The sequence below is a fragment of the Actinomadura rugatobispora genome, from assembly GCF_042656285.1.
Lineage (GTDB): Bacteria > Actinomycetota > Actinomycetes > Streptosporangiales > Streptosporangiaceae > Spirillospora > Spirillospora rugatobispora.
In genome coordinates this window covers 1-1,167 of record NZ_JBHSON010000247.1, presented here as the reverse complement: position 1 = coordinate 1,167, position 1,167 = coordinate 1, and the positions used below count along the sequence as shown (strand labels likewise).

The window sequence follows — 1,167 nt, the reverse complement described above, 5'->3', positions numbered from 1 at the left end:
CGGGTGTGGGGGCCGATGCCGGGTCGGGAGCGGGCCAAGTACCTGTTCCGGATCGCGCGGTTGGTGCAGGAGCGTTCGCGTGAGCTGGCGGTGCTGGAGTCGATCGACAACGGCAAGCCGATCCGTGAGTCGCGGGATGTGGACGTGCCGCTGGTGGCGGCGCATTTCTTCTATTACGCGGGGTGGGCCGACAAGCTGGGCCATGCGGGGTTCGGGCCTGATCCTGGGCCGGTGGGGGTGGCGGGGCAGGTGATCCCGTGGAACTTCCCGCTGCTGATGCTGGCGTGGAAGATCGCGCCCGCGCTGGCGTGCGGGAACACCGTGGTCCTCAAACCGGCGGAGACGACCCCGTTGACGGCGTTGGCCTTCGCCGAGATCTGCGTCCAGGCCGGCCTGCCGCCGGGCGTGGTGAACATCATCACCGGTGCGGGGGAGACCGGGCGGGCGCTGGTGGAGCATCCGGGGATCGACAAGGTCGCCTTCACCGGCTCCACCGATGTGGGCCGCCAGATCGCCCGCGCGGTTGCGGGGACCTCCAAGAAGCTGACGCTTGAACTGGGTGGCAAGGCCGCCAACATCGTGTTCGACGACGCTCCGCTGGATCAGGCGGTGGAGGGGATCGTGAACGGGATCTTCTTCAACCAGGGGCACGTGTGCTGCGCCGGGTCGCGGTTGCTGGTGCAGGAGTCGGTCGCCGAGCCGCTGCTGGAGCGGTTGAAGACGCGGATGCGCACCCTTCGTGTGGGGGATCCGCTGGACAAGAACACCGATGTGGGGGCGATCAATTCGGCGGCGCAGTTGGAGAGGATCCGGGAGTTGGCCGCTTCGGGTGAGAGCGAGGGTGCGGTGGGGTGGGCGCCGGAGTGTGCGTTGCCGGAGCGGGGGTTCTGGTTCGCGCCGACGGTGTTCACGGGGGTGGCCCAGTCGCATCGGATCGCGCGGGAGGAGATCTTCGGGCCGGTGTTGTCGGTGCTGACCTTCCGCACTCCTGAGGAGGCGGTGGTCAAGGCCAACAACACCCCGTACGGGCTGTCGGCGGGGGTCTGGTCGGAGAAGGGGTCGCGGATCTTGTGGGCGGCGCAGCGGTTGCGGGCGGGGGTGGTGTGGGCCAACACCTTCAACAAGTTCGATCCGGCCTCGCCGTTCGGGGGGTTGAAGGAGTCGGGG

At 68.7% G+C, this 1,167-nt stretch carries 1 protein-coding gene; it reads left to right on the top strand.

The features are described from left to right. On the top strand, nt 1-1,167 hold a 1,167-nt coding region (locus tag ACFPZN_RS56135), incomplete at both ends, for an aldehyde dehydrogenase family protein (protein ID WP_378293619.1).